The organism is Pandoraea faecigallinarum, from assembly GCF_001029105.3.
In the GTDB taxonomy this organism is placed as follows: Bacteria; Pseudomonadota; Gammaproteobacteria; order Burkholderiales; family Burkholderiaceae; genus Pandoraea; species Pandoraea faecigallinarum.
This window is the reverse complement of sequence record NZ_CP011808.2, coordinates 340,827-363,968: the sequence shown is the minus strand read 5'-3', so window position 1 is coordinate 363,968 and position 23,142 is coordinate 340,827. Positions and strand designations below refer to the sequence as shown.

The 23,142-nt window shown below is 59.8% G+C and carries 11 protein-coding genes and 15 pseudogenes; 15 read left to right on the top strand and 11 right to left on the bottom strand.

Going from position 1 to position 23,142, the window contains the following annotated elements:
* Positions 1 to 49 precede the first annotated feature (49 nt).
* From AB870_RS26675 to AB870_RS24740, 3 genes and pseudogenes are all read left to right on the top strand, one after another.
* A pseudogene (locus tag AB870_RS26675) lies at positions 50 to 337 on the top strand (IS3 family transposase); the annotation flags it as partial.
* 123 nt (positions 338 to 460) lie between these two features.
* Entirely contained in the window at positions 461 to 760 is a 300-nt protein-coding gene (locus tag AB870_RS24745) for a type II toxin-antitoxin system RelE/ParE family toxin (protein WP_047909252.1), read from the top strand.
* A 2-nt stretch (positions 761 to 762) separates the two neighbouring features.
* A complete protein-coding gene (locus AB870_RS24740) occupies positions 763 to 1,074 on the top strand; it encodes an addiction module antidote protein (RefSeq protein WP_174554749.1) in 312 nt (103 codons plus the stop codon).
* Here AB870_RS24740 and AB870_RS26100 read toward each other — a convergent pair.
* The 3 pseudogenes from AB870_RS26100 to AB870_RS26095 form a co-directional block, all read right to left on the bottom strand.
* Positions 1,071 to 1,241 (bottom strand): annotated as a pseudogene (locus tag AB870_RS26100) (integrase core domain-containing protein); the annotation flags it as partial. The gene AB870_RS24740 and the pseudogene AB870_RS26100 overlap by 4 nt on opposite strands.
* Positions 1,235 to 1,737, bottom strand: a pseudogene (locus AB870_RS24735) (IS5 family transposase); the annotation flags it as partial. The pseudogenes AB870_RS26100 and AB870_RS24735, both read right to left, overlap by 7 nt.
* Positions 1,738 to 1,934: 197 nt before the next feature.
* Positions 1,935 to 2,228, bottom strand: a pseudogene (locus AB870_RS26095) (transposase); the annotation flags it as partial.
* Positions 2,229 to 2,263: 35 nt separating this feature from the next.
* Here AB870_RS26095 and AB870_RS24730 point away from each other — a divergent pair.
* The 3 pseudogenes from AB870_RS24730 to AB870_RS27620 form a co-directional block, all read left to right on the top strand.
* Positions 2,264 to 2,845, top strand: a pseudogene (locus AB870_RS24730) (IS6 family transposase); the annotation flags it as partial.
* An 82-nt stretch (positions 2,846 to 2,927) separates the two neighbouring features.
* A pseudogene (locus tag AB870_RS26090) lies at positions 2,928 to 3,740 on the top strand (IS5 family transposase).
* Positions 3,736 to 3,909, top strand: a pseudogene (locus AB870_RS27620) (IS6 family transposase); the annotation flags it as partial. The pseudogenes AB870_RS26090 and AB870_RS27620, both read left to right, overlap by 5 nt.
* Positions 3,910 to 3,971: 62 nt before the next feature.
* Here the strand turns inward: AB870_RS27620 and AB870_RS24715 are convergent.
* From AB870_RS24715 to AB870_RS26085, 3 genes and pseudogenes are all read right to left on the bottom strand, one after another.
* Positions 3,972 to 4,157: pseudogene (locus AB870_RS24715) on the bottom strand (transposase); the annotation flags it as partial.
* Between the two features lie 111 nt (positions 4,158 to 4,268).
* Positions 4,269 to 5,993: a hypothetical protein gene (locus AB870_RS24710; protein WP_064674964.1), complete on the bottom strand. Its 1,725-nt coding sequence runs from the start codon at positions 5,991 to 5,993 to the stop codon at positions 4,269 to 4,271.
* Positions 5,994 to 6,834: 841 nt separating this feature from the next.
* Positions 6,835 to 7,592 (bottom strand): IS5 family transposase gene (locus AB870_RS26085; protein ID WP_157112537.1). Its coding sequence is split into 2 segments (ribosomal slippage): positions 6,835 to 7,271 and positions 7,271 to 7,592, totalling 759 coding nucleotides; the frame shifts between segments, so codons are not numbered across the junction.
* 128 nt (positions 7,593 to 7,720) lie between these two features.
* On the opposite strand from AB870_RS26085, the pseudogene AB870_RS26080 reads away from it, so the two are divergent.
* Positions 7,721 to 7,975: pseudogene (locus tag AB870_RS26080) on the top strand (transposase); the annotation flags it as partial.
* Between the two features lie 298 nt (positions 7,976 to 8,273).
* On the opposite strand, the gene AB870_RS24695 reads toward AB870_RS26080, so the two are convergent.
* A protein-coding gene (locus AB870_RS24695) for an IS3 family transposase (protein ID WP_157112536.1) occupies positions 8,274 to 9,454 on the bottom strand; the annotation gives its coding sequence in 2 pieces (ribosomal slippage) (positions 8,274 to 9,166 and positions 9,166 to 9,454; 1,182 coding nt in all).
* A 63-nt stretch (positions 9,455 to 9,517) separates the two neighbouring features.
* On the opposite strand from AB870_RS24695, the pseudogene AB870_RS26670 reads away from it, so the two are divergent.
* The 4 genes and pseudogenes from AB870_RS26670 to AB870_RS24680 form a co-directional block, all read left to right on the top strand.
* Positions 9,518 to 9,661, top strand: a pseudogene (locus AB870_RS26670) (integrase core domain-containing protein); the annotation flags it as partial.
* A gap of 37 nt (positions 9,662 to 9,698) precedes the next feature.
* A pseudogene (locus tag AB870_RS26075) lies at positions 9,699 to 10,025 on the top strand (transposase); the annotation flags it as partial.
* Positions 10,026 to 10,731: 706 nt separating this feature from the next.
* A complete protein-coding gene (locus AB870_RS24685) occupies positions 10,732 to 13,251 on the top strand; it encodes a soluble NSF attachment family protein (protein ID WP_084664343.1) in 2,520 nt (839 codons plus the stop codon).
* Positions 13,252 to 13,469: 218 nt separating this feature from the next.
* Positions 13,470 to 14,522: pseudogene (locus tag AB870_RS24680) on the top strand (IS256 family transposase); the annotation flags it as partial.
* Between the two features lie 33 nt (positions 14,523 to 14,555).
* On the opposite strand, the gene AB870_RS24675 reads toward AB870_RS24680, so the two are convergent.
* Positions 14,556 to 15,791, bottom strand: coding sequence for an IS110 family RNA-guided transposase (locus tag AB870_RS24675; protein ID WP_047909156.1), 1,236 nt, complete (start codon positions 15,789 to 15,791; stop codon positions 14,556 to 14,558).
* A gap of 234 nt (positions 15,792 to 16,025) precedes the next feature.
* On the opposite strand from AB870_RS24675, the pseudogene AB870_RS24670 reads away from it, so the two are divergent.
* The 3 pseudogenes from AB870_RS24670 to AB870_RS26070 form a co-directional block, all read left to right on the top strand.
* Positions 16,026 to 16,247: pseudogene (locus tag AB870_RS24670) on the top strand (transposase); the annotation flags it as partial.
* A gap of 21 nt (positions 16,248 to 16,268) precedes the next feature.
* Positions 16,269 to 16,535 (top strand): annotated as a pseudogene (locus AB870_RS24665) (integrase core domain-containing protein); the annotation flags it as partial.
* Positions 16,536 to 16,621: 86 nt separating this feature from the next.
* Positions 16,622 to 17,433: pseudogene (locus AB870_RS26070) on the top strand (IS5 family transposase).
* Positions 17,434 to 17,795: 362 nt separating this feature from the next.
* Here AB870_RS26070 and AB870_RS24650 read toward each other — a convergent pair.
* From AB870_RS24650 to AB870_RS24640, 3 genes are all read right to left on the bottom strand, one after another.
* The gene (locus AB870_RS24650) at positions 17,796 to 18,848 is read right to left on the bottom strand and encodes a hypothetical protein (protein ID WP_047909240.1); all 1,053 of its coding nucleotides are present in this window, start codon (positions 18,846 to 18,848) and stop codon (positions 17,796 to 17,798) included.
* A gap of 380 nt (positions 18,849 to 19,228) precedes the next feature.
* On the bottom strand, positions 19,229 to 20,638 hold the full coding sequence (gene gabP / locus AB870_RS24645; protein WP_047909403.1) for a GABA permease: 1,410 nt from the start codon (positions 20,636 to 20,638) through the stop codon (positions 19,229 to 19,231).
* 569 nt (positions 20,639 to 21,207) lie between these two features.
* A complete protein-coding gene (locus AB870_RS24640; protein ID WP_047909239.1) occupies positions 21,208 to 22,164 on the bottom strand; it encodes an IS5 family transposase in 957 nt (318 codons plus the stop codon).
* 451 nt (positions 22,165 to 22,615) lie between these two features.
* Between AB870_RS24640 and AB870_RS24635 the strand changes: the two genes are divergently transcribed.
* Positions 22,616 to 22,978 (top strand): hypothetical protein, encoded by a 363-nt coding sequence (locus AB870_RS24635; protein WP_053059765.1) that lies wholly within the window; start codon positions 22,616 to 22,618, stop codon positions 22,976 to 22,978.
* Positions 22,979 to 23,142 lie beyond the last annotated feature (164 nt).

Below are 23,142 nucleotides of genomic sequence, written 5' to 3'. Positions count from 1 at the left end.
GCAACACCTCGTCGATCAATGGTGTTGCGACGACCGGTTGAATCCGCCCAAATATTGTGCGCTGGCTTATCAAGCACTCAACGGCCGGTTCGACATGCGCGCGTCGATGAGCCGCCGTGGCAACTGCTACGACAACGCGCCCATCGAATCCTTCTGAGGAACGCTGAAGAATGAACTGGTCAATCATCAACGCTTCGCCACGCGCGAGCAGGCGCGCCTGGCGATTAGCGAATACATCGAAATCTTCTACAATCAGCAGCGCACGCAGGCGCGTCTGAACTACCAATCGCCTGTCGCGTTCACGCAGCGCTTCTATTTGAATCACATCGCTGCCTAACCCGTTGGCCTCCACGAATTCCGTCCGACCTCAATGTCGCAAACCACTTGTTATCCGACAATAAGCGGCCGAAGCCGTCCGCATCGGTTTGACATTGCGTAATCAATCGATTACAGTTGATTTATGACCTATACGGTGAAACAACTCGGCGAGTTCTCCGATTGGCTCCAAGGCCTGAAGAACGGCCTGACACGGCAGCGCCTCGTTAAGCGGCTGCGCAAGGCCCAGCTTGGCAACTTGGGCGACGTGGCGCCTGTAGGCGAAGGCGTGTTCGAGATGCGCGAACATTTCGGGCCAGGCTGGCGCTTGTACTACGTTCAGCGCGGCGAGCTGGTGATCGTGATGCTGGGAGGCGGTGACAAGTCCACCCAGCAGGCCGACATTCGGCGAGCCATTGCGTTGGCGAAATCCCTGGAGGATTGATTATGACCAAGAGAATTAAGGTTTCCGAACTCTCCGAGTTCGATGCGGCCGAATATCTGAACAGCGAAGAGGAAGTGGCGGCGTACCTGACAACCGTTCTTGAAGAGAACGATCCGGCATTGCTGGCCGCTGCTATCGGTGACATTGCCCGTGCACGAGGGATGTCGCAGGTGGCGAAGGATTCTGGCATCGCGCGCGAAGCGCTGTACAAAGCGCTTCGGCCCGGCAGCGAACCGCGCTTCGAGACGATCAGCCGCGTTTGCGCTGCCTTGGGCGTGCGCCTGGTGGCACAGCCGATGCATCCAGCGCACTAACGAAATCTTCCGGGGTTCCGGCGTGGAACCCCAAACTCTGACGGCGCAAGGTAGTTCAGTGCGCTGTGTGGCCTTTGCTCGTTATAGTCCTGACGCCATGCCGCGATGACAGCCCGAGCGTGCGCGAGCGTCGTGAACCAGTGCTCGTTAAGAGACTGTTTCAAAAAGACGGCTCAGCGCGCCGGAAGATGTTCCAGCAGACGAGAGAACAGCCGAGTTTGAGGAATGCCTCGTGAATGTCAGCCCGACGTTCGAAGCGAATGCGAAGACGGCGAGAGTTGTGAAGCCACGCATGAGTACGTTCGACAACCCAGCGGAATTTGCCCAAGCCACTGCCGTGTTCTGTCCGGCGCCTGGCGATCACCGGTTTGATGCCGCGCTCGCGAAGCCGCTGACGATGCGGCCCGGAATCGTAGCCACGGTCTGCGTAGATGACTTTGGGCTTCAGAAGCGGTTGGCCGCGCACGCCGCGAATGGGTGGGATCGCGTCGACGAGCGGCAGCAACTGGGTGACGTCGTTGCGGTTCGCGCCGGTCAGGATTGCCCTGACGGGGATGCCATTTGCATCGACGAGGATGTGATGCTTGGAACCTGGTCGCGAGCGATCCGTGGGGTTCGGGTCCGTTTTTCGCCCGCCCCAACGGCTCGCACCGACGATGAATTGTATCAGCCGGTACTTGACCTGACGGACAATGTGCGAAGTGTTGCCGTCCGGTGTGGTGCTCGAGTTGTCCTATCCCGACGACCCCGGGCCGGTTTTGAACGGCGAGAAACAGTCTGCACGGAAAAGTGGTTAACGAGCCTGAGCGCAGAACTATCGGACACTGTCGGTCAGGTCAAATCCAGTCTCTTTCAGATGAATCGACGGCTGCTCGTGAGAAATCGAGCTCGCCCGCCTCGCGTAACTTGTCCAGCAGTAGCTGGTGCAACCTGATCCATACGCCGGCTTTCTGCCAGTCGCACAAGCGCCTCCAGCAGGTTGGCCCCGAACCGAATCCCAACTTGGTCGACAGGTCGCACCAGCGTATCCCGGTCTTGAACACGAACAGGATGCCGTTCAGTGCAGCTCGGTTTGAAACCGGTAGCCGCCCTGGATATTTCTGGCGTCGCGGTGTTGGCGTCGGCAGCAAAGGTTCGATCAGTGCCCACGGTATTGTCAGGTTGTTAGCGATGGAGGATAGAATGCGACATGAAAAAAACCTCAGTCAGCCCCGCGCGCTCGAGCGAGGTCGTGATCTCATTCATAGGCTACCGTTTTCCGCCCGACGTCATCAGCTACGCAGTGTGGCTATATTACCGATTCCCGCCGAGCCTGCGCATGGTTGAGGAGATGCTGGCCGCCCACGGGATCGAACTCACGTACGAAACGGTACGGTGCTGGGCGACGAAGTTCGGTCTGGCCATCGCGGGGCGTATTCGAGCGAGGTCCGCGGGGCGCGGCGAAAAGTGGCATCTTGACGAAGTGGTCGTGACGATCCCCGGCAAAAAGCACTGGCTGTGGCGGGCGGTCGACGAACACGGCGCATTGCTTGAGGTGCTGGTGCAAAGCCGTCGCGACACGGCCGCCGCCAAACGGCTCATGCGCCGCCTGCTCAAGCGCCATGGCGGTGCGCGCGTGATCGTCACAGACAAACTGCGCAGCTATGCGGCGGCCCACCACGAGCTCGGGCTAAGCGCCGAACACCGCCAGCATAAAGGGTTGAACAACCGTGCGGAGAATTCGCATCAGCCTACGCGGGTGCGGGAGAAGGTGATGCGCCGCTTTAAGAATCTCTAACAAAATGAGTTTACGGGGGCTGTTAACTCAAAGTGATTTTTGTTAACCTTTGCGCAGTCATCGCTGCGCAAAGGACATGGCCAAACCAATACTCGACGACGAACTGTGGGCAATCATCCAGCCACTGCTGCCGCCACCGAAGCCTCGGCGCGCCCGCTATCCCGGGCGCAAGCCGCTGGACGATCGTGCCGTGCTCACGGGCATCCTGTTCGTTCTGCAATCCGGCATCCCTTGGGAAATGCTGCCGCAGGAAATGGGCTGCGGCTCAGGCATGAGTTGCTGGCGACGGCTACATGCCTGGCAGAAGGCTGGCGTCTGGGATCGTCTGCACGAGGTACTTCTGGCCAAGCTCCGTGCGGCCGATCGCATCGACTGGTCTCGTGTAGTCGTCGATTCCTCTTCTACCCGGGCAGTGGGGTCGGGTCAAAAACAGGACCTAACCCCACAGATCGCGCGCGACCAGGTTCAAAGCACCACGTCCTGACCGACGCCCAAGGCATTCCACTGTCGCTGATACTCACGGGCGCCAACCGCAACGACATTACCCAACTGCTGCCACTGATCGAGGCGATTCCTCCGATTCGAGGCAAGCGCGGTCGCCCCCTTGTCTAAACCGCACATCGTTCAGGGTGATCGCGGCTACGACCACGACAAGTACCGCAAGCCCCTGCACGCCGTCGGCATCGCCACCGAGATTGCTCGCCGCGGCGAGCCTCACGGCAGCGGTCTTGGCAAGACGCGTTGGGTTGTCGAGCGAACGATCGCGTGGCTGCACAACTTCAAGCGATTGCGAGTTCGCTTCGAGCGCCTCGCAATCATTCACGAAGCCTTCCTGAAAATGGCTGGTTGCATCATCTGCTGGCGCCATCTCAGGAAATCATTTTGTTAGAGCTTCTAAGTCAGCACGCCAATTGCAGCGCTTCACCTCGATCCACGGTCAGGTTTCGAACCTATTCATGGCGTGCCGCTATCACCGCAATGCCGAGCATAAACGCGCGGTACACACCCAGGCCTTCGCCGCCTGGCAATGGGCTTGCTCCGCCCGTATGGCGGCATAACGAGCATCGTTTTCTGCAACTCCCTATTGGCGCATCGTCAACCAAACAACCTGACAATACCGCCTCTGGTGCCGGCCGACATCTTTCAGCTTACCGGCCTTCGCCGCGCGCATCCAGTTTGCCAGCGTCTTGATTGGGATCGACAAGCGCCGGGAAGCTTCCGATACCCCCACACCTTCGGCCAACGCCAACTTGACCGCTTCGTCGCGAAGCTCCTTCGTATAGACCGCTCTTGGAATTCGATTCACCCATGCCTCCGTTTCTCGATTTTACGAAACGTTGGCTTCCATTTTCTCCGACCGGCCTCAGCCGGCCGCAGGGGCGTGACAATGGCGACCATCGCGGGACGACATACTGCGTCACACTGGCCACGGGCTAAGCGGTGGCGTTGCCGGAACGTTAAGCACGAATGTTGCGTTGTACCAGGCATTCACCAAGATGGGCTCATCGTTGTCGTCCACGCACCAAAGCGAACCGGAGGACATCTTCGCTTCGTTAAACCTGTCCTTTGCCAAGGTCGTGCGGCCGAATCGAACTGCGCCGCGCTCACCGAGCGTTTTTACCGACGAGTAAAACTTGATAAAAGCCTTACCTGCAAAATTCGCCCCTGCGGGGCTTTTGATGAAGATGGAGATTTGGCGCGTCTCATCGCGTCCGTTCAAAAACTGAGGACCACCGTCGCCCTGAATGACGACGTGCGAGGCTTTCTCTGCATAGGCGAGCGTTGTGAGCACTTGAAAGGCCCCCCCCGGATCACCGGGAAACGCCTCCGAAATCCGATCGATGACCGCCACGACCAAGCGTTTTTTCACCTGCGTTATCTGCTCGGGCTCACTCAGCCCCGATAGGTCGTGCGCACGCGCCAACGCGTCAACGCGCCGCCTTAATTCCGCCAGCTCGGCCGCCATCGCCGATCCCTCGGCCGTTTGCGCGCGCTCCAGGCGGCTTAACCCCCGGGCATACTCGAGCAACTCCGCGTCATGTCGCGACATGATGTTCTCCGCGTCCAGCGTGATGAAATCATGGCTCGTCATGCTGTACCGAAACAGATCGCCCCCGAGCGCGTCTACGAGGTCTTTGAACAGCGTCGCCGTCGATTGGGCAGCGAGAACGGTCCGAGTGAGGTACTCGTCGGCATAGCGATTGGTATGCGACGCAAGCGCAAAGCGGCCCCCGGCACGAAGATCATCCCCCACGGTCAGTTTTTTCGACGCTAGCAAAAGGCCGGCCTGCCGATCGGCTTTCGCCTCCCCGTTCGCCATATAGGCTTTAAATTGTAACTCGTCGTCCAGGAGATAATTGCCGCGCATGACCTGACCGCCAACGCTTCGATATTCCGCCACGCCATTGTTCCACCAGCCGTAGTCTTGCTCTGCGCACACGAGTAAGGCCGATCGATCGAAATCCTCATCCAGGTAATTCAGTTCGAGCTGCCCTGGGCGCGTAACGGCTTTCACACTGGCTAGATTTTCCGCATTGCCCACGACCACCTCAATGCCCCGCTTGCCAAGCAGGCCGGCGAGCCGCGAAAATACCTGTGTAATACATCCCCAGAAACCGTTCGGCGCCATCGGCACCTTGAAATGCCGCCCCGCGGGGGTGAGCGTCTCGTCGGCGCCAAGCAGAACGTCGCGCTCAAGTGCGCCGCTCAGACGCACCGCCGCATTGGTCACCTGGGCGTGGAGCCGCCAACTGTCGCCAAAACCAAGGTAACTGCGCTCGGTCCATATCTTCATCCCCAGGTCGACGACCTGCGCCAGTGTCTCACTCCCCTTCGCCTTGTAGGTCGTCGTCTTGTGAAAGCAAACCTCGGTGCCCCGGACGCTGACGTCAAGGACTTGCTGATACGCAATTTGCTCGACATTTGGCAGGCTCAATAGGCGGTCCACATTCAAGAACTCCTCGCATGCCAGCTGGCTCGCGATCACAAAAGCCTGTACGTGGGCGATGTTTCCCGGCACGTCCGCGCCCACGAAGGCTGCGCTAATTGTCGCGCTGACCTGCTCGAGAAGTTCGCTGCCGGTGCGGGGCGGCGCGTTAAGCGCGACGGCGCCGTGCGCCGCGTCCGCCCACACCTCATTCACGCGCAGCCGGATCGGGGCAGCCGTAGCGCCGAGCGAGGAAAAAAAGTGGCGATCTATTCCCTCACAAACGCTGGCGTGGCTTAATTCGTCAAATGAGACTTGATGATTTAGTGCCCGGTCCAAAGATCCCGTGGGCAGCCAAGGGCGACTCACTCTCATGATCGGTTGCGGCGTGTGACTGCGTATCTCGGAGCGGCGTGGCCGGGCCGCGGATGATTGGCATCATGAGTCCTCTCATCATGCCGCCGAAATGCGCTTTTAAAGGGCCTCAAGAATGCGGTTTTTGGACAGATTTTGCAACCCTGTTTTCGCTGATTTCGTTGATTACGTAGTTCGGCGAACGTGATCACCCTCCGCCGGACTCCGACCCTGAACGCCCGCCGTTTGCGCGGCGCTCAATTCACCAGGGCGCGAACGTCATGATTGCCCGGATTCGCAAGCTTGCGCGCACGCCGGCCGCCCGGTCATGCTTCGGGCCGATCCGACAGCACTTCGCACGCCAACGCCATGCGGGGCGCGCAGGCCTTTATCGCCAGCCGCTCGTGGTGCGCTTTGCTGCATGGCGTGCATGCGCCAACGTGACTCCAATGCCCTCTCCTGCTTTTTGCGCCCCGGTAGACGCATGCATGGGCGTCCTCGCATCGCGGCAAGTTGACCACCTCGGCCGACGATCGTTGACCCCGTCTCCCCCATTCGAGGATTGCCGGTTCCACCGGCCCGCCGATGACGCCCCGGGCCAATGGGAGGGAGCACTTCCGCCGTGGACGCGCCGTGGATCGTTTCCGCCACGGCGTTATCGTAGGCGTCACTCCCGCTGCGGCGTTGTCAATTTAGGTTCTGTTCACATTCTCACCAGCGGCCCGAACGCGCAGGCAAGGGAAGCGAAGGCGAGATAGTTCTGTGCGAGCTTGTCATAGCGAGTGGCGACACGACGAAAATGTTTGATACGACCGAAAAATCGTTCGACGATGTTGCGAGTTCGGTACAGCTTTCGGCTGTACCGACGCTTGGCCTTTCTATTCGAGTGCGGCGGGATAACGGCCTTCGCACGGGTAGCCCGGATAGTGTTGACGAAGGCATCCGAGTCGTAACCCTTGTCAGCGATGACTGCACCGGTGCGCAAGTGCTCAACCATTTCATTCGCGCGCGAAATATCGGAAACTTGTCCCTCGGTAACGATCATTCGCAGAGGACGTCCGGCTTCATCGACGGCCAGGTGCAGCTTGGTTCTCAGTCCTCCGCGGGAGCGGCCGAGTGCTTGCGGGCCGCTTTTTTTCGAGCACCGGCTGAATGTTGGTGCGCACGCACAATGGTTGAGTCGATCAGCACACATCTGATTTCCGTTTCGTCGGCTAGGGCGTGCACCACGCGCTCCCAGACACCATTGCGCCGCCAGCGCGAGAAGCGCATGTACACCGTGTGCCACCGCCCGAAGGCCTTGGGCAAATCACGCCACGGGCAGCCGGTTCGGCCGATCCACAGGACGGCTTCGACAAACCAGCGGTTGTCGACCGCCGTTCGCCCAGGATCGCCTTCCTTGCCCGGCAATACCGATTTGATTCGCGCCCATACCTCGTCGCTCAACAACGTTCGAATCATCTTGTCTCGCTCGCGCAAAAGACGAGATGTAAACACGTTTCAACAAATGTAAACAGACCCTAGGCTTGACCTTGCCTCGAAACGATGTACAGCAGAGAAGTTGGATAATCTGTTGAACGGAGGTGGGTATGGGCGAAAAAGGGGTACCGAATCGTCGCTACACGGATGAGTTCCGGGTGGAGGCGGCAAGACTGGCAAATTCGGTGGGACACAATGAGGCGGCACGCCGTTTGGGGGTGCCGATGGCGACCCTCGGAAACTGGGCGCGCAAGCAGCGCGAAGGCGGGGCGGCCACGCCAGGCGCGGCAGCCTCTGTGAGCCGCGCCAAGCCCGGCGTATCGGAGCTGGAGGCGGAAGTCAGTCGGCTACGCAAGGAATTAGCTGTATCAGCCGGTACTTGACCTGACGGACAATGTGCGAAGTGTTGCCGTCCGGTGTGGTGCTCGAGTTGTCCTATCCTGACGACCCTGGGCCGGTTTTGAACGGCGAGAAACAGTCTGCACGGAAAAGTGGTTAACGAACCCGAGCGCAGAACTATCGGACACTGTCGGTCAGGTCAAATCCAGTCTCTTTCAAATTAGCCAGTGCGAAACTCGATGTGGAAATCCTCTCAAAAGCGACGGTAGGTTCAATGGGTCGAGGCAACACCTTTGACCCTGTCTCGTTTCCACGTACATCAAGTCATGCAGCCAAGCAGGCATTCTCCCACGCCACAGGGGCAAGCAAGCCGTTGGCCGAGTGCAGGCGCTGGCGGTTGTCCCAACCCTCGATCCAGTCCACGATATCGAGCCTGGCCTGCGCCCGCGTTTCGTAGCGTACCTGGTAGATGCGCTCGACCTTCAGCGTCTTGAAGAAGCTCTCCATCGGCGCGTTGTCCCAAGCGTTGGCTCTCCTGCTCATGGACATCGTGATGTCCAGGTCGCCAGCCAGCGCTCGGTAGCGCCCACTGGCATATTGCGACCCGCGATCGGTATGCACAAGCAGGCCCTTGTCCGGCTTGCGTTGCCACCATGCCGATTTCAGAGCGGCGCACACCAAGCTCGCATCTATCGCTTCGGACATTGACCAGCCCACGATCCGCCGGCCAGCCAAGTCCATCACTGCCGCAAGGTACAACCAGCCCTCGCCCGTGGGCACGTACGTGATGTCGGCCACCCAGGCCTGATCGGGCTGCCAGCCATCGAAGCGCCGATCCAGGAGGTTCGCGGCCACCGGCAGAGGATGTGCCGAGTCGGTGCTCACCACGAACGGCCTTCTGTACACCGGCCTCAGCCCTTGGCGCCGTAGGCGCTTGCGAACCCGCTCGGCGCCAACCATCTGGCCCTGCTGGCGCAGTCTCTGGACGATTCGAGGCCGGCCGTAGCTACGGCGGCTGGCCTGGTCGATGGCGGCCACCTCGGCATCCAGGGCCTGATTGGCCAACGCCCGGGAGCTCGGTGGACGCACACGCCACTGGCAATAGCCGCTTCGCGATACGCCCAACACGCGGCACAAGCGGTTGACAGGGTACTGGTCGCGATGTTTGTCGATCCAGGCGTACTTCATCGCGACACTTTGGCGAAGTACGCCGTCGCTTTTCGCAGGATTTCTACATCCAGCTTCGCTTCGGCCAATTCCCTACGAAGGCGACTGTTCTCCGCCTCCAGCTCACTGACGGGGCGACGGGCCGGCGCCTCTCCAGGGGCTGGCCCACCGCCCGGGCCGGACGAAGCAACGCCGCGCCTTGACCAGTTGCCCACCGTGGCCACCGGCACACCAAGGCGCCGTGCGGCCTCGAGCCCGCCCACCGACGCCGCAAGCCTGACGGCTTCAGCCTTGAATTCCTCTGTGTACTGCCGCTTGGGCAGTTTCCCATCTTTCATTTCGATTCTCCGTACCTCAGAAGTTAACCACTTCTTGGTGTACGTGAAATCGAGGCAGGGTCAGCCTATATGGACAAGTCTGACGCACCAGCCGCGCTCTCGCGTCTGGCTATCGCGTTTGAACACTACAATGAGCGCCACCCGCACAAAGCCCTGAAATACCGCTCGCCTCGCGAGTTCAGGTGTAATGCGGTGTCATCAACCTAACGGTGTCCGCCTGTCCTGAGTTACAGGGGCAACTCCAGTCGACGCTATCCCACCGATTCGCGGCAAGCGCGGGCGGCCCCTGTGCAAACCCAAAATTGTGCAAGGCGATCGCGGGTACGACCATGATAAGTATCGCCGCCCCTTGCACGCCGCGGGCATCGCCACGCAGATCGCCCGGCGCGGTGAGCCGCATGGCAGTGGTCTGGGCAAAACACGCTGGATCGTTGAGCGGACCATTGCTTGGCTACACCATTTCAAGAGACTGCGGGTGCGCTTTGAACGTCTGGCCATCATCCATGAAGCCTTCCTCAAAATTGCTGCCTGTATCATCTGCTGGCGTCGTCTCAGAAAATCATTTTGTTAGAGTTTCTTAGGGCTGTCGTCCTGAAGTTCCGGTGCACGCCTGCGGGTCGCCGCGTGCCAGGGCGCGAAGGCGTCCGGGCCGTGCGCGTGCCGCGCACATCTCAGGTGTTCACCCGATGCGGTGCTCGGCGACGCTACGGACAATACAGCATCAGCAACGGCATTCGCGCCGGTGCGCAGTGTAACCCTCGGAAACATAGGGTTCCTCAGCATTACTGCACCACATTGTTTTTATGAATATCTGGCCCGTGGTTTACGGGCCATCCCACTGCGGGGGCGACCTGGTTTCGACAGGGGTCACGAAGCAGTCAGGGCATGCCGAGGACCCGTCACCTCGCTAATCAATGGGACAGCATTAACTGCAAACACCAACCTTGCAGCGCGCTTCGGCGCAACCGCTGAAAATCAAGCCTTTACCGCAATCAGCTCGCGGTGTGCTTTGCTGCATGGCGAGAATTCACCACGTTACCCAAAATCCGTCCAATGCTTTTTGAGACGCTGAGGACTCATGCATCGGCTTCGGCCAAACCTCCCTAAGTTGACAACGCCTAAATTACGGATAAATTCTTAACAAAAGGTTCGCCCCCGTAAGCCTGGCGGCGCAGGGGCGTCGTTTTCTTGCCTTCCGAACGATACGAGAATCGGGGTATGGTGGCTAACGGTGGTCTCAATCGGCGTTCCCCGATGTTGGTTTAAGGAGCTTTCTCATGGTTGACAGTCCCGTTCGCTTGTTTCGCCGCTACGCCCATTGGAATTCATGCGTGTCCGAGCCACGTCACGGGTACACCAACAGGGCGCTGAAGTCCGTTGACTTCAATAGTGCGGAATCGATCAGAGCTTCCCTTGGGGATATCACCCACATGGGAGGGGCGGATCGCTTCTTCGACCGTGCCTTTCATCACAAAAGCAAAGCCACGAGTCTGCTCGCCTTCGGCATCCTAGCGCTTTATAAGCATGCCGACGCAGAGAGCGAAGACGCGGTGAAGAAGCTGACGGATTTTATTCATGTGAATTTTAAGGTGCACCACGATAACGATACCCTGATAGGCCGCGAAGACTCACAGGTAGTAAGCCGCGAAAGGGTCGCGAGCCTGCTGGGGGAATCGCTCACGGAGACGGCGAAAGCCGATCTCCTGCAAACCACTGAATCCGGCACTGGCCTCAACGAGTTTTCAATCTTCCTTGCTGATCAAGACAGGTGTTCCATGGCCGGACAGGTGGCCTCCGCACAAGGGGAGGTGTACCACTACCGCGGTGAGGTTCGGCGCGCCATAACCGCCTATTGGCAGGCCGCAAAAGCCTTCGGCGCGGCCGCGGAAGCCTATGAGGGTGTGGATGTTAATCGGCGCGATCTAGCTGCACGAGCCTACAAGCAGGGCGGGGACGCCTACCTGAAGGTCGCGGAAGCCTACAGACACGAGGGGCGGCACGATCTGGCTGCACAAAACTTTATGAATGCCGCACAAGCCTACATGAAGGGGGACTATCCCGCTCAAGCCCAACAAGCTTACACGCAGGCCGGGGATGCCTACCTGGAGGTGGCGGAAGCCTACAGAGACGAGGGGCGGTACGATCTGGCTGCACAGGCCTACGGGGATGTCGTGACAGCCTATGTAAAAGGGCATCGGCGCGATCTAGCTGAAAAAGCCTATGAGCAGGTCGCGGCAGCCCGCCAGGCCAACGCGCAAGCTTACATGGACGCTGGACAGCACGAGCAGGGCAAAGCCGCCCGCGGGAAGGCGGCAAAAGCCTACTGGGAGGCCGCACAATACTACCTGGAGCGCAAACGGTACGATCTGGCTAGAGTCAACTTCAGACTGGCAGCAGAAGCTTATAAAACACTTAATCAGCAGAAGCTGGCCGGAGACGCTTATGAGATGGTCGCAGCAGCCCTTACGCACCTTGCTGGTCTGCAACCTCGCCAGGAGGCCCTAAATTTCTATACGCAGGCTGCAGAATCCTATACGCAGGCCGTGAAGGAATACATGGCGGCTGAACAACCCGAACTGGCTGCACGCGCCTACTTGAACGTCGCAAAGGCCTTTGCGAAGGTGGATGATAAGCACGCGCAGGTCACAGAAGCTATCGGGAGCGCTTTAGAAGTCTATAAGCAGGCTGTGGAGACCCAAAAGGTTTCGCCCGCGGAGGCCGCAAAATTCTCTACGCAGGCCGCGAAACTCTACTCGGAGGTCGGTGATCACAGGGCCGCTGCAAAGTGTTACGACGAGGGTGCAGAAGCTCTTTTTCTTCAGCAGATGGAGTTACATTCGCCGGCTGGACCAGCCTACGAAAAGGCCGCAAAAACCTTTATGAAGGCCGCGAAGGAATACATGAAGGCTGAACGGCACGATCTGGCCGATCTAGTAGATCTGGCTAATCTGACTGTACGCGCCTACCGGAACGCAGCAGACGCTTATGCGAGGGTGGGTGGTCTGCTCGCGCAAGTCACGATGGCCCTCGAGAGCGCCGCAGAAGTCCACAACAGGGTCGCAACAGCCCACGTGTTGGCTCGTGATTCCATTCTGGCCGCGAGAAGTTACCTGGAGGCTGCAAAGACCTTCAAGGAGGCTGGGCTGCCCACGCAGGCCGCAGCCGCCTACCTGCAGGCCGCAATAGCTCATAGGGACGCGGACCAGCACACGCAAGCCGCACTCGCCTACCTGCAGGCCGCCGAAGTCTACTCACACGAGGCGGATCAGCAGGAAGAGGCTATCCTTACCTACATGAACGCCGCGACCGCCTTCGAGAGGGTGCCTGGTCAGCGCGCGCAGGTTGCACGAGCCCTTGAGAGCGCCGCAGAAGTCCACGAGGGAGTTCGTGGGTTCAGCCAAGCGGCAGTAATCTACGAAATGGCTGGGCAGGAATGGGAGTTGGTGGGCGGGCCGGGCGGATACGAGTCTGCCGCGAAAGCCTTCTCGAAAGGCGCGCAAGCCGACACGCAGGACGGTATGGACGCTTTGGCCGGAAGACGCTACGGGCTCGCCGCACGCGCCTACGCGAAGGCCGATCTGCCCGACCGAGCTAAAGAAGCTCTTGTGAGCTCCGCAGAGGCCTTTATGAAGGCTGGTCATAGCGAGGTAAACGGTGACATTAAGGGGCGCAGGCGTGCTGATTGGCAGAGGCACGCCGCTGGGTGGTATACGCTTGCTGAAACCGCTTACAAGGATGCGGGTCTGCTCAAGGAAGCTGCGGCAGCCGCAGCGTTGGCTGCGGATAACAACAGTTAGCTGCAGCCCGGAGACCGTCGAAGATGCCGATAAAAGAGGTGGCCCCATTTTGAGCTGCAGCCGTTCCGGTGGACACCTTGTTAAAGTGTGAAGGTGAAACCGGAGATGGCAGTTGGGAACGAGAAGCATGTTCAGTCTCGAGTTCAAGCTCGAGGCGGTCAAGTTGGGCCCGTCCGGAATTTCGTGTTTGAGGCATAACATGCTCCCAAGGAGAGTTTATGCCACGCAAACCGAAAGCCCAGCCGGCGGATCTGCCGGCGATTCCCGCCGAGTTGCTTGAGCAGTTCGGCAACGGCCCGATGACAGCCGTAACCATTAGCGCCGCGACGATGGCCTTCAAGAAGGCCTTGATCGAGCGGGCGCTGAACGGAGAGATGAACCATCATCTCGGCTACCCGGCCGGCGGGGCCAAACCGGCCAACGTCACCAATCAGCGCAACGGCCGAGGCGCCAAGACGGTTCTAACCGAGCATGGTCCTGTCCGTATCGAGGTGCCGCGCGATCGTGACGGTAGCTTCCAGCCGATCTTGATACCCAAACACGAACGACGCTTCACCGGCTTCGACGACAAGATCGTCGCCATGTACGCCCGCGGCATGACGGTCCGAGAAATCCAGGGCTTTCTGCTTGAGCAATACGGCACCGAAGTCTCGCCCGAGTTCATCAGTTCTGTCACCGACGAAGTCATGGCCGAAGTCACCGCCTGGCAAAGCCGGCCGCTTGAGCCGATGTATCCGGTCGTGTTCTTCGACGCCTTGCGTGTCAAGATCCGCGAAGATGCCGTGGTCCGCAACAAGGCTGTCTATCTGGCCTTGGGCGTGCTGCCCGATGGTTCGCGTGACATTCTCGGTTTGTGGATCGAGAACACCGAAGGCGCCAAATTCTGGATGAAGGTGTTCAATGATTTGAAGACGCGCGGCATTGGCGACATTCTGATTGCCGTGACCGACGGCCTCAAAGGCATGCCCGAGGCGCTGGCAACGGTGTTTCCTGCAACGACGCTGCAAACCTGTATTGTCCATCTGATCCGCAATAGTCTGGCCTACGCGAGCTGGAAAGACCGCAAGGCGCTGGCGGCCGCGATTCGGCCGATCTACATCGCGCCGAGCGCTGAGGCCGCGCAGGCCGAACTCGATGCCTTTGCCGAAAGCCCATGGGGTCAGAAATTCCCGACAGTCAGTGTTGCCTGGCGCAGCGCCTGGGACCGCGTGATACCGTTCTTCGCGTTCCCCCCGGACATTCGCAAGGTTATATACACTACGGATGAAATACACAAGCCCCCCACGCCGTACTTCGCTCGTTCGCTATGTCCGCGCTTCCGGCCACCGTATCGGCGCGCTGTCTGATTTGGGGCGCGACTGCTTCCACCGGTTAAACAGTCTTTGATAGGTTCGCTCAGACTGCTCAGCCACGGCTCGCTCTTGCTGACGGACACTCTTCAGACTGTAGGCGGCAGCCGAGCCTTTTCGCGAGCCATGCTGCGCCGGCATTCCAGCCTGCAGTTCCAGCGCACGTAACTTGTGTGCGGTCAACGCGGGACGGTCCCACGCGAACGGCTCGTCGCGTGTCAGCACATACCATACGATCACTGCGAGTTTGCGAGCGGTCGCGACGACGGCGATTTGCTGGCCGCGGCGATCGCGCACGCGTAGGAAGAAGGCGCGCAGCGGCCCAGGCGCCTGCGTGGCGCCCCAGGCAGCCTCGACCAGCATCGCCCGTGCGTAAGAGCGCCCGCGCTTGGTGATGTGGCCGTGCCTGGCCGGTGTCGGGCCGGACTGATAGACCGACGGATTGAGCCCGAAGTAGCTCACCAGCTTCTCCGGATTCGGAAACCGCTCGATGTCGCCAATGGCAGATAGCAGCCCGATCGCTACCGTGGTGTTGACGCCGGTGATCGTCAGCATCACGCGCAATCGCGCGTCGTCGATGGTCGCTTGCGCGAGTGCTTGCTCCACCTCGCTCAGATCCTCACCGAGGCGGTCCAGTTCGCGCAGCCGCTGCTCAACACCGAGTCGCTCGTCCAACGGAAGCGGTTGAACGCCGAGCCAGGCACGCCCCTTCTTGCCAAACAGATCGGTGGCGGGGCATCGCTCGATCAGATGCGCGGCCAGAACCGCATGAATCTCGTTCTTCAGCCGCGTGCGCTGCCGCACCAGCTGTGAACGACGCGAGATCTGTCGACGCAACGCCAGCGTGTGCTCGTCCGGCATCCATACTTCCGGCAGAAAGCCGCTTGCATACAGCTGTGCCAGTACGGCTGCATCGATCTTGTCCGTCTTGACGCGAGCCTCCGCGATCAGCCGAACTTGCAGCGGATTGGCAATCGCCACGCGCGCGACGTGCCGACGAAGCACGTTGACGATGGCGGCAGTGTTGCCGGTTGCTTCGAGCACCACATGATCGGTGGCGCGCAGCTTCTCGGCAAAACGCTCCAGTTCGTCGCGTCGCAACCCGGTGCGGCCGCCTGCATGAAGCGTGCCATCCTCCAGGTACGCGATCTCGGCCACTGAGCGCGAGACATCAAACCCCACGATTCGCATAACCGTCTCCCGTATCAGATCACTGTTGGGAGCCGGTGGGACAGCACGACAACTACGGATTCGCGCTCACAGCGCAACCGGGCGGGTCGCAGGGGCGGCCAACTACTAACACGAGCTCGCGGCTCATCGTGTAACAACGGCCTGCCCACCCGAAGTGCTCCCCAGTGCCCCTGTCCCGGATGGTCACACCATACGCTCAAACCACTCGGCGCGGAAACGCGAGGCACCGGCTATATCATGCCGGTTACGAACGCTATCGAGAATATCAACTCGCAACTGCGCAAGATCATCAAGACGCGCGGTCACTTCCCGACCGATGACGCAGCGACGAAACTCATTTGGCTGGCACTGCGCAATATCACCGCTGATTGTGGGCGTGCAGCCAAGGACTGGAAAGCGGCCACGAACCAATTCGCTAACCTCTACGCCGATCGTTTCGTGCGACCGTCCGTGTGATTCTCAACCCGCCTTGAACACGGAATTTCTGACACCCCCATCCGTCCCGGCAAACCTGTGGAGAACGCCTACATCGAGAGCTCCAACGGGCGGTTCCGTGACGAATGTCTGAACGAACACTGGTTCGTCTCGCTGCGTCACGCCAAGCACTTGATTGAATCGTGGCGTATCGAGTACAACACGGAGCGGCCTCACAGCTCTCTCGGCTACCTGACGCCCGAGCAGTTTGCTCGGGCGCATGAAGAGCAGAAGTTTTTAACCTCGGACTCTAAAAGCGTTTCGGACTAAGAATCTCTAACAAAATGAGTTTACGGGGGCTGTTAACTCAAAGTGATTTTTGTTAACCTTTGCGCAGTCATCGCTGCGCAAAGGACATGGCCAAACCAATACTCGACGACGAACTGTGGGCAATCATCCAGCCACTGCTGCCGCCACCGAAGCCTCGGCGCGCCCGCTATCCCGGGCGCAAGCCGCTGGACGATCGTGCCGTGCTCACGGGCATCCTGTTCGTTCTGCAATCCGGCATCCCTTGGGAAATGCTGCCGCAGGAAATGGGCTGCGGCTCAGGCATGAGTTGCTGACGACGGCTACATGCCTGGCAGAAGGCTGGCGTCTGGGATCGTCTGCACGAGGTACTTCTGGCCAAGCTCCGTGCGGCCGATCGCATCGACTGGTCTCGTGTAGTCGTCGATTCCTCTTCTATCCGGGCAGTGGGGTCGGGTCAAAAACAGGACCTAACCCCACAGATCGCGCGCGACCAGGTTCAAAGCACCACGTCCTGACCGACGCCCAAGGCATTCCACTGTCGCTGATACTCACGGGCGCCAACCGCAACGACATTACCCAACTGCTGCCACTGATCGAGGCGATTCCTCCGATTCGAGGCAAGCGCGGTCGCCCCTTGTCTAAACCGCACATCGTTCAGGGTGATCGCGGCTACGACCACGACAAGTACCGCAAGCCCCTGCACGCCGTCGGCATCGCCACCGAGATTGCTCGCCGCGGCGAGCCTCACGGCAGCGGTCTTGGCAAGACGCGTTGGGTTGTCGAGCGAACGATCGCGTGGCTGCACAACTTCAAGCGATTGCGAGTCCGCTTCGAGCGCCTCGCAATCATTCACGAAGCCTTCCTGAAAATGGCTGGTTGCATCATCTGCTGGCGCCATCTCAGGAAATCATTTTGTTAGAGCTTCTAAGACTGGGGGCAGGTCACTGGCAGTAACGGTTCGATCAGTTGCCACAAATCGTCGTCGATGATCGGCGCTTGCATTCCCTCAGTCCCCGTTGCCTGGATACCTGAGATTGACAGACGCCTCGAAAGTTAACAGCCCCTCTCGGGATTTTTGAACTGGCCTCTTAGGGCGTTATCGGAACAATTGCCTTTGTGACGCATCGATGCTTGCATCTGAAATTGCCTGAGCAGCTTCCGGTAGTCATAGGTGCAATATTGCCTCCCCCTGTCGGGGTATTGGATCAGGCTATCATCCGAGAGAGGCTTCCGGAAGTCGTTAGCGCGCTGCCGAGCGCTCCCGATCGGTGAGTAATGGCCTCACGCAAGTGGAGCCCCGTGTGGATACGGCGGCAGCGCAGTATGGGGCCGCGGCTGTTGTCCCACTGCGGGACTGGCGTGCGCACCGCTCGGCTTCGCAATGCCCTCGCGACGTTCCAGGCACGGCATCAGTTCCTGCCACGCGGCTCGAACCTTCGTGTTCATGTCTTGAGGTGCGGCGGCTGCGAGCGCGAGGACTACGCCCAAATGCTGGAGTCCGGTCTCTACATGCTCGGCGCGGAACGTGAGCTCGCCGCGCCAAAGCGCGTGGATCAGGGAGCGCACGATATCTGAGTCGATATAGTCGCGATGGAGCACCCTGTCTGCCGCACCCTCGGTGAGTGGGTCCGCACCGGCGCTCTCAAGTTGGGTAGCAAGATAGTCGCGCGCGCGCGCGTCGAGGCCAACGCCAACGCGATCGATCATCGCGGTACCTTCCAGGCGATACACCTGGGTTTTCACGCGGTTGAGCGAGTCCGCGATGGGTTTTAGCGGGCGTGCGATTTCGTCTGGCAGACGGGTGCCTTGCGCCGCCCGTTCCTGCGCGCGCGAGGATCTCGAGTTGAAGTGGGCGATTCGCTCCATTGTCGCGAGCCAGCTCACTAGCGCCGGAGCGCCACTTCCCCCCACTGTAGCCACAATGATGGCCGCGACAGCGACCAGCGAGAATGTGAGCGCGAGGGCAACGGCCACGTGAGTGAGCCACTCCCACTTCCGGTCCGACTCGGGTTCATTCGCAATCTCGTGGCCGAGCCTGTCTAATTCGCTGGCCGTCCTCGTCAGCAGCGCAAGGGCTGTACGGCCCGTCGGCGGGTCGAAAAAATTGGTTCCTAACTGGTCCAACTTCTTTTTACAGTCCTGCAATTCATTTCGGCCGATACCGTTGAACGACGGCGCTTCGAGTGCATTGTTTAAGTCTCGCAGACTGTTTTGAAGCTCGACCATTTTCGTGTCAATCGCCGCCGTTACGCGTAGCCCCAACCCGTCCACCAGACGGACTCCCGTCACATTCGCTGCCGATATGCTCGAACTCGCGCCTACTTCCAAACCCATCGTCGTCTCACTCCTGAGCTGGCCACCCTTGGGAAGGCCGCGAATTCACTCGCGCACGTCACCCATGGGCGCGACGTCAAAGACTCGTGCGACCGATACCGTCAAATCGTGCCGACTGCCCCATGGGACGTCGGCACTGATTTTTGACGCGTCCGGTACGCATTTCGGTCCGCATGATCACCTGTTTCGGTAGCCGTAGGGCGTCACAACAACGTCATTGCCCGATGCCTGATGAGGCCCCGGCCTCGGCCGCCAGGGGCATGGCATCGCACACGAAAGACCCAGGCGCATATCCCTCCTATCGGCGGGCCGCACGGCAATGGCTTGGCCCGCCTCGGTGATCGCCTACAACTTGGCATGACGCCGCACTCAGGTCGACGTTACGCCCCAAGAGCGGCTTGCGCAGTGCTGCGCGTCGCTTGCCTAGCCCTACGCCCACGCAGCCACTTGTGAATCAGCGACGCTGCGACCACGCATACGGCCAACGCGCCGGTGGTGAGCATCTCGCAGCGCTGTTCAAGGCGCCAAACCATCGTCAGCAGAATCGCGCAAATGAACACGATCACGCCCCAGGTCAACCAAGGATAGAGCCACATCCGAATAGGCAGCTCCACGCCCATGGCCCGAAACTTCGAGCGCATACGAAGCTGGGACACCGCAATCACCAAATACACAAGCAAGCCAATTCCCCCCGACGTCGACAACAAGAAGTTAAAGACGTACTCCGGGAGAAAGTAGTTGGCAAAAACGGTCAGGAAGCCGACTGCCGTCGATGCAAGAACAGCCAACCGTGGCGTGCCCCTCTCATCGATCCGTGTCAGAAGGCGCGGCGCGTCACCGCGTGAGGCGAGCGAATAAACCATCCGCGAAGCCGTGTAGAGGGCAGAATTTAGCGCACTGGCAACGGCGACTAGAATCAGCAAATCGATAATGAGGCTCGCGTTCGGGATTCCGATCAACTCGAGCGTACGGTGATACGCACCTTGCGAGCGAATCAATGGGTCATCCCAGGCCACAAGCGACGAGATGATGAACACGGAGCCAAGGTAAAACAACAGGATTCGCCAGATGACAGAGTTCGTGGCCTTCACGATCTGCGACTTGGGGTCGTCAGACTCTGCAGCCGCAATGGTGACGATTTCAGTCCCTACGAAACAAAACATCGTCGCCAACATGGCGGAAAAGATCGCGCCGACGCCGTGCGGCATGAATCCACCATTCGAGACCAGTTTCGACACCCCGGAAACAGATGAGAATGGTAGCCAGCCCATGATCGCTGCTGTGCCCACACACAAGAACGCAACAATGGCTATCACCTTGACGATGCACAACCAGAATTCGAACTCGCCGTAATTCTTGACCGATAGCAAATTGCTGAGGGTCAACAGCGAAGTGATACCCAGCGCAAAAACCCAGGTGGGAATGGCTTGCATCCATGCATTGAGGATGGATGCCGCCGCCGTCGCTTCGATCGGAATCACCAATACCCAGAACCACCAGTAAAGCCAGCCAATGGAGAAGCCCGCCCAACGCCCGATCGCTTTGTCCGCATAGGTTGAAAACGAGCCGCTGTCCGGCATCGCCACCGCCATCTCGCCGAGCATTCTCATCACCAGGCCCACCAATGCACCAGTCAGCGCGTAAGCGATGATTGCTGCCGGCCCGGCGTTCGAGATTGCGATTCCCGACCCGACAAAAAGGCCCGCCCCGATGACACCCCCAATGGACATCATCGTGACATGTCGCTGCTTGAGCCCCGAACTTAAGCGGGCGTTCGGTATGTGTTGCATGTGTTGCATTTCGTCTCCGAGTCATTTTTTACGCCGACTGCCCACCCAAATTCATTCCGGGTGAGCACGTAAGCCATATCCGTGCGTGCTCAGCTCTCCCTCGCGGACACGCCGCATTGCTTAATGCAAAGTCAATCCGCGTTGGTATTCACATCGACTGCGGCGCCCGGGAGCGGCGGCAGAGGTGAGCCGTGCCGCGCGCGCATTGGGCGACATGAGGCGCAGCTATCCTGGTCCGCTTCCCTCGGCCGAGCAGTCCCCCGCTTCTGAAATATGTTCTCGGCGACGTGCGCCGCCCATCACGCACACCGCGCCCGCGGCGAACGCAACCCCGGCGAACGTATTGAAATTTCTGTCACCCATCGGCTTACTCGAACAATCGGCGTGGAGGGTGCTTTTTAAATCATGGCCCGGGAAATTACTTTCGAAATTATGTCGTGATGCCCGATTCATGGAAATTGATCGTGATCAAGGGCATCGTTTTGTACACAAGTCTTCACGTTGCAGCCGTAGAGGGCGTCGTTGCATAAATCGAATGTGAGGACGAGGTAGCCGTCATGTTCACGATCTCAGGTAACGCGAACCGACTGCGGACGTGCGAGGTCCGCCATGCGATTGAGCACGCCCACGCGGATGGCGACCTCGGTCGCCTGCGAGTCGGTGCGGCGTGCCCACAGGCTGTCGCCCGTAAGCGTCTTGAGTCGATACATCGCATTCTCCGCGAGCGAGCGCCGGTGGTAGCCGCCACCTTTCTTCCATTCGCGACGACCGATTCGGGCAATCGAATCGACAGCCTCGTTGCGCCACGTCGCCCCCGGTGTGTGCGTGGGCCAATGAGCGGCGCCTTCACGCGGCGGAATCGAGGGCACTGCGCTGCGCGCGGCAATGGCCGCATGGCACGGTTTGGTGTCGTAGGCCCCGTCACCACCGATGACATCGATCTGCTCGTCGCCCGGGATCTGTTCGAGCAACTCGGTAAGGACGTCACCGTCGGCAACGTCCTGATGCGTCATCAGCGCGGCACGCACTTGGCCGGTGTTCGCGTCGAGCGCGAGATGGACCTTGCGCCACGTGCGACGCTTCGAGTAACCGTGCTGGCGCACCTTCCATTCGCCTTCGCCGTAGACCTTCACGCCCGTGCTGTCGACCGCCGGACGGATTACCTCGCGGTCGCGGATGATCGGCAGTTGGACTTCGAGCGTTTGCGCGCGACGGCACAGCGTCGTGTAGTTCGGTACCGGCAAGGTGGCGAAAGCCAAATCGCGCAGGCTTTGCACGAAGCCTTGCAGGGCGCGCAGCGGCAAGCGGAACACGCTCTTCAGGCCCAGCAACGCCTGAATCAGCGCATCGCTGTACAGACGCGGACGACCACGCGTCGGATCGGCCGCGGGCGTACTCGCAAGGGCAGCTTCGTCGATCCACATTGTCACGTTACCTCGGTTGATCAGACCAGTGTTATAGGCTGCCCAGTTCCTGACGCGGTAGCGCGCCTTCGGCTCACGCGTTTTGCTTGTGTCCCTACGCATCTTCTCGGCAAAAATCGAGAATCTACGCAGGAAACCGTATTGTTAACAGAGGCATCGCCCCGGTCGTTGCGCGTAAGCGTCACTGCGACGCAGCCGGATTTATGCAACAACGCCGCCGTAGAGCGGAACGAAGCGTTTTAAATCCATGAGATAGCGCGGGGCTTGTCAACTTTCGGTGCGACGCGCTTGCGGGTGCATTTTTGCGTGAACGCCTTCGCCCTGAAAGCACCCCGCTGAACGCAAACCGAATTCGCCCACTTCGATCTTGACGACGCGCGCCTGAACAAGCGAGCGAGAACATTGAGGGAATGACTGGCGTCCAAGCCCACGGCCGGCGTGCCCCAGCCCTGCCGAGCTGGGGCGAGACGAGGGCGGCATGCTGCTTCTTCGATATCGACGAGCTTGAGTAGGCAGCGATTCTGGAGCGGCATGGCGGCAGACCGAACAACGCATGGCAGCCCAGTCGGTCGCGCCATGCCTGCAAGACACGACGGAGCTGGACTTCAACGCGCGGCGGGCAACGGACCTTGGGCCACTATCTGACGAAGCGCAGCGCGCGATGTATTTGCGTCCAACCTCCGCGGTGATGCCGCAGCGGGCGCCGCTGCGCGTACTTGACGCGTGGATGTCGGCGCGTGAGTCCAGGACGCGCAAGACAAGCGCGGCGGCCTCAAGCAGAGCCTGCGCTGGATCGAAGGTTACGAGCGGGGCGCGCATCGCATCGAATCTGCCGGCGACGCGACGGGTAGATGTGGCCAATCGCGAGGCGGACATGACCGCGCTGATGGGTAAGCGTGAATTTATCAGCACATAGCGTTTAGCGGAGGGTTAGAGCAAGGGGGGGCGGTCAAAATCTCGGACTACCCCGGAGATAATTCATGTGTTCATACGCAGCCCGTATTAAGGCGGTTCAGCTATACATTAAATGTGCGATTCACAGACATCGTTTCAACTAGAATGCAGCGATGGACCGCGAAA